Raw genomic sequence first — 4,209 nt, forward strand, 5'->3', positions numbered from 1 at the left:
TTAACGAGGGCTTGATTATAGTGAGACCAGTTTGTGATTTTGCTCATTGTTGTTGCACGGGCTAGTAAAATATAGATGATCTGATCACAGGCTGGCAAGATAGTTCAAACTTTTAGGAAACAACGCTATTGGACATACAAAAACCAGCTAGTGACTCCTTTGATGGAATTAAAACCTTTCTAATATTGGTCATAAATAATGCATAGCAAAACTAAAACAAGCTAATATAGTGTCCTCTGATAAAGATGTTAAGGCACAAAGGAGATTGCGTGCATGGGGTTTCGAAAGAGTATAAAAGTTGGAAAAGGTGTACGGGTTAATATAGGTAAAAAAGGGATTAGTAGTCTTTCCTTGGGAGGTAAAGGTTTAACTCTGAATGCGAGTGAGAAAGGTATTCGTGCTACAGGAAGTATACCCGGTAGTGGAATCTCTCACGCCAAGGTGGTTTATAAACCCGATGGGACTTCTAAGCACGTAAACCTTAAGAGTAGCTTACCACCACAAATTGACACTGATGTACGAAAAGTTAGCTTTTTGCTTGGTATGGGAATTTTTTTCCTGCCGTACATCTTTGCTTGGTATACTCTTCGCAAAGGACACTCCACGATTTCAAGAGTCACAAGTTTCGCTTGGTTGTTTTGGCTTATATATTCAGTTATCCAACAGCCCTAACAAAGCAACGTATGGCGATCTACATTCGTTTCTATTAAAGACTGCTACAAATCAATCAACTACAAGGCTGTCGTGTAGCGATGTTACGACCGTACGTTTAAGACAAATCTCTCCTTAGGCCGTAACTTATTATATGCCCTTCTCCGTGTTTCGGTTTATTGATAAGACACTCCACTAAACCCTCATTCACCATGCATTTTCTAATTATGTGTGCAATTCATTAGGGCATGCTTACTTTAAGAATCTAGCTTTCGCACTATCCGAGGCAATTCCGCTAGCGACTAATATAACAAGTTATGTACAATGCCGCCTATAATATGTATTGTGGTTACAATAAATTAAGTAGTAGAGATCATGGCAACGCAAGCATTAATTAATCCCCAAATTGTAACTTGGGCACGGCAACGAGCCGGCTTAAGCAAGGAGGACTTTGCTCAAAAATTAGGGATTAAAAAGGTTGAACGCGTAGTTGAATGGGAGGCTGGAACATCTAAGCCTACATTTGTTCAAGCCCAGAAAATTGCAAATGCCACTAATATTCCTTTTGGTTATCTATTTTTAGTTAACCCTCCTAAAGAAGAGCTACCTATACCTGATCTCAGAACTATAGGTAACAAGCATCGTAATGAAGTATCAGTTGAAATGAGAGACATCATTAAGCAGGTAATGTATAAACAACAGTGGTACAAAGAGTATTTGCGACAAATTGGCGAAGAGGAATTGCCGTTTGTCGGTCGCTTTACTACAAAAAATACTGTTTATGATGTTGCACAAAACATAAGAGGTGAATTAGGAGTTCCACTGCCTCAAAAAGGCTCTTGGGAAGACTATCAACGTCAACTAATCAACGCTGCTGAAAACTCTCGCATTCTTGTTATGAGAAGTGGCATTGTAGGTAATAACACCAGAAGAAAGCTCGAAGTTAGTGAGTTTCGAGGCTTTGCCATCTCCGACAAATTAGCGCCTGTAATTTTCATCAATAGCTCTGACGCGCCAGCCGCAAGACTTTTTACGCTTATTCATGAGTTAGCTCATCTTTGGATAGGCAGTAGCGGGGTTTCTGATCTTGGCAACGAACATGCTGAAGAAGAAAAGTTCTGCAATGCTGTAGCTGGCGAATTTTTAGTCCCTGAGAAAGAATTCCATGAAATGTGGAATCCTCTAGTTAGCCTACTAAATAATGTTGTAGCAATTAGTTCTAGATTTCACGTTAGTAAACTCGTTGTGGCTAAACGGGCTTTCGACTGTAACGCTATAGACTCCGATACTTATAGGGAATTTTACCAACGTGAAATGAAAGCGTTCAGACGCAAAAAAAGCAGCGGAGGAGACTTTAACATTACTGCGGGTGCCCGTAACAGTGCTTTATTTTCTAGTGCAGTTGTTGCAGAAGCAATGAGTGGGCGGATTCTACTTCGGGATGCAGGGAGCTTATTGGGAATTCAACCTAATAAAATTAAAACGTACGCGAGCAAACTTGCCTTATGAATTACCTGCTAGATGCAAATACATTTATTGAAGCGAAAAATCGGTACTATTCGATGACAATTTGTCCGGGCTATTGGCAGTGGTTATTGCAATCAAACAAGCATTGCGGCGTTTCAAGTATCGAATTCATAAAGAAAGAGCTGATTAACGGTAATGATGAACTCGCGATATGGGCTAAAGAACATCCAGGTTTGTTTGAATCTAATGATGATGAAGCAACCCAACTTGCCTTCGCAAATGTGGTGAATTATGTAATGTCTCTAACCGAGATGAAAGACGGAACACATGAAGAGTTTCTGAGAGGGGCTGACCCTTGGTTAATTGCTAAAGCTATAACAACTGGATCAGTGATAGTTACCCACGAAAAGCTCGACAAAAAAATCAAGAGAAAAATCTTAATCCCAAACATTTGTGAGCACTTCAAAGTATCTTATATCAATACTTTTGAGCTATTAAACAATTTAGAAGCTCAATTTGTTATGCATACATCAACCCCTTAGGCTTTAGAGCCTTATTTACTTTCAAAATGTGTAGCTCGCTAATCATACTTGAAGCGCCTCCACTAACTAATCCAAACCTCATAAGTAATTCATTAGCAATAACGCTAACCTTGTTTCAATAACGTTTAAAACCGGTAATTTCCGGCTTTAAATTTTCCTATCCGTGACATCAGTATTTGGCTTACATTCAAGCGAGTTCTGCACTACTGAATTTGGAGTTTTTAGCCAATATTTTTAGTTTGAGTCGTATAGGTAAAGTGGTGGCGTTGCTATAGCATCTTAATGCGGCGTTAGTCCCTAAAAATTTATGCCGAATTCACTTAACACAGATGACAACCTAAAACGTTTTTCCAATACTGAGGAAACCCAACACATTGGACTAACACTCATAGTAAAATCACTTGTGAAAAGAACGGGTGTAAGAACTGATAACTTTCATCCTTGGGGTGATTTATAATTCATGCACTTTAGCTTCATTTGTATAATGACTTTAATGAGCTATTTTTGTTATCCCAGTAATATAGAAGAAATGGAATTGCACCTCCTTTAATCTCTTCTGCTGAATAGAACTTCTCTGTATTGAAAGCTTTAAAATAAATTCCTTGAGAATAAGCTTTAACTGTTGAGGAAAGAATGAACGCCAAATAGATTAAAACAAGAATTGAGGTAAATATTGTTAATGATGTTGAAATTTGCATCAATGCAAAGGTAATAAGCAATAAAACCATTAGATGGGATAAACTTCTAATTTTATTAATTTTAATTTTGGTCATACATAAAAATCCTTTTTAAGTTCCTTCCTAAATTGTACCTATTAATATTCTATTCCTTGTGAGTCTATCTAGTCAATTTGTAGTATCTATATGAATTGCATTTTTCACATTATATTGTGAATTTTTGGTTCTTTGACTGCGGTTCTAGATTTTTTCACAAAATATTGTGAATTTATTGCCCTATTGATTATATTTCTCTATTATTCACAATTATCTGTGAATTTTGGAGCTAAAAATGGAAATATCTGTTAGTTCAGCTAAGCAATTAGGTAAATTAATATCTGCTGTTAGAAAAAGCCAAGGGTTAGACCAAAAAACAATTGGAGAATTTTCGGGCAATAGTATCAATACGGTAGGTGACTTTGAAAAGGGGAGTGGTTCATTGTCCGTAAATAGGTTATTTGATTTGATGGAGTCACTTGGTATTGAAATGAAAATAGACTTCGCGCTGCCTCCATCTGATACTTCAGCGCAAAAGAAACTAATCAAACGCATTAATGAGATAGTTGATCATGAATAGATCGCTCACAGTATTTGTAAGTACAAAAAAAATGGGTGAGTTAAAAGATGTGAATGGCTTTTGGGCTTTTGAATATGCACAAGAGTGGGTTAACTCAGATAAAAACTTTTCCTTGTCACCGGATATACCAAGTGAACTACTCGCGCCTAAAGGCATCGAGCTTCCAAGATAATAGCCTAAGCTACTAACCTTTCTTTTTTGACGCTTCGTTGGACACCGCTAGTCGAGCTTTTGACTCGGCTAGTCTTACGATTGC

The 4,209-nt window shown here is 37.6% G+C and carries 6 protein-coding genes; 5 read left to right on the forward strand and 1 reads right to left on the reverse strand.

The window, feature by feature from the left end; genetic code table 11:
* The first annotated feature begins 273 nt into the window (after positions 1-273).
* The 3 genes from ABMY41_RS21420 (at position 274) to ABMY41_RS21430 (ending at position 2,660) form a co-directional block, all read left to right on the forward strand.
* Complete coding sequence (locus tag ABMY41_RS21420; RefSeq protein WP_063528117.1) at positions 274-672, forward strand: DUF4236 domain-containing protein; 399 nt, start codon at positions 274-276, stop codon at positions 670-672.
* 354 nt (positions 673-1,026) lie between these two features.
* The gene (locus ABMY41_RS21425; RefSeq protein WP_063529044.1) at positions 1,027-2,160 is read left to right on the forward strand and encodes an ImmA/IrrE family metallo-endopeptidase; all 1,134 of its coding nucleotides are present in this window, start codon (positions 1,027-1,029) and stop codon (positions 2,158-2,160) included.
* Entirely contained in the window at positions 2,157-2,660 is a 504-nt protein-coding gene (locus ABMY41_RS21430) for a DUF4411 family protein (protein WP_118845572.1), read from the forward strand. Before ABMY41_RS21425 ends, ABMY41_RS21430 begins: the two co-directional genes overlap by 4 nt.
* A gap of 473 nt (positions 2,661-3,133) precedes the next feature.
* On the opposite strand, the gene ABMY41_RS21435 is transcribed toward ABMY41_RS21430, so the two are convergent.
* Positions 3,134-3,433: a hypothetical protein gene (locus ABMY41_RS21435; protein ID WP_118845574.1), complete on the reverse strand. Its 300-nt coding sequence runs from the start codon at positions 3,431-3,433 to the stop codon at positions 3,134-3,136.
* 235 nt (positions 3,434-3,668) lie between these two features.
* Here ABMY41_RS21435 and ABMY41_RS21440 point away from each other — a divergent pair, with 235 nt between their 5' ends.
* Both ABMY41_RS21440 and ABMY41_RS21445 read left to right on the forward strand, forming a co-directional pair.
* Positions 3,669-3,953 carry a helix-turn-helix domain-containing protein gene (locus tag ABMY41_RS21440; protein ID WP_138534064.1) on the forward strand — a complete coding sequence of 95 codons (285 nt, stop codon included), beginning with the start codon at positions 3,669-3,671 and terminating at the stop codon, positions 3,951-3,953.
* Positions 3,946-4,125, forward strand: a complete 180-nt coding sequence (locus tag ABMY41_RS21445) for a HipA N-terminal domain-containing protein (RefSeq protein ID WP_138534065.1) — start codon at positions 3,946-3,948, stop codon at positions 4,123-4,125. Before ABMY41_RS21440 ends, ABMY41_RS21445 begins: the two co-directional genes overlap by 8 nt.
* Positions 4,126-4,209: the final 84 nt, after the last annotated feature.

This window comes from Pseudoalteromonas sp. BZA4 (assembly GCF_040104395.1).
Lineage (GTDB): Bacteria > Pseudomonadota > Gammaproteobacteria > Enterobacterales > Alteromonadaceae > Pseudoalteromonas.

What these genes read in the sequence shown, in the direction of transcription:
- ABMY41_RS21430 (WP_118845572.1), top strand. Translation starts at nt 2,157, where the DNA reads ATGAATTACCTGCTAGATGCAAATACATTTATTGAAGCGAAAAATCGG.
- ABMY41_RS21435 (WP_118845574.1), bottom strand. Translation starts at nt 3,433, where the DNA reads ATGACCAAAATTAAAATTAATAAAATTAGAAGTTTATCCCATCTAATG.
- ABMY41_RS21420 (WP_063528117.1), top strand. Translation starts at nt 274, where the DNA reads ATGGGGTTTCGAAAGAGTATAAAAGTTGGAAAAGGTGTACGGGTTAAT.
- ABMY41_RS21425 (WP_063529044.1), top strand. Translation starts at nt 1,027, where the DNA reads ATGGCAACGCAAGCATTAATTAATCCCCAAATTGTAACTTGGGCACGG.
- ABMY41_RS21440 (WP_138534064.1), top strand. Translation starts at nt 3,669, where the DNA reads ATGGAAATATCTGTTAGTTCAGCTAAGCAATTAGGTAAATTAATATCT.
- ABMY41_RS21445 (WP_138534065.1), top strand. Translation starts at nt 3,946, where the DNA reads ATGAATAGATCGCTCACAGTATTTGTAAGTACAAAAAAAATGGGTGAG.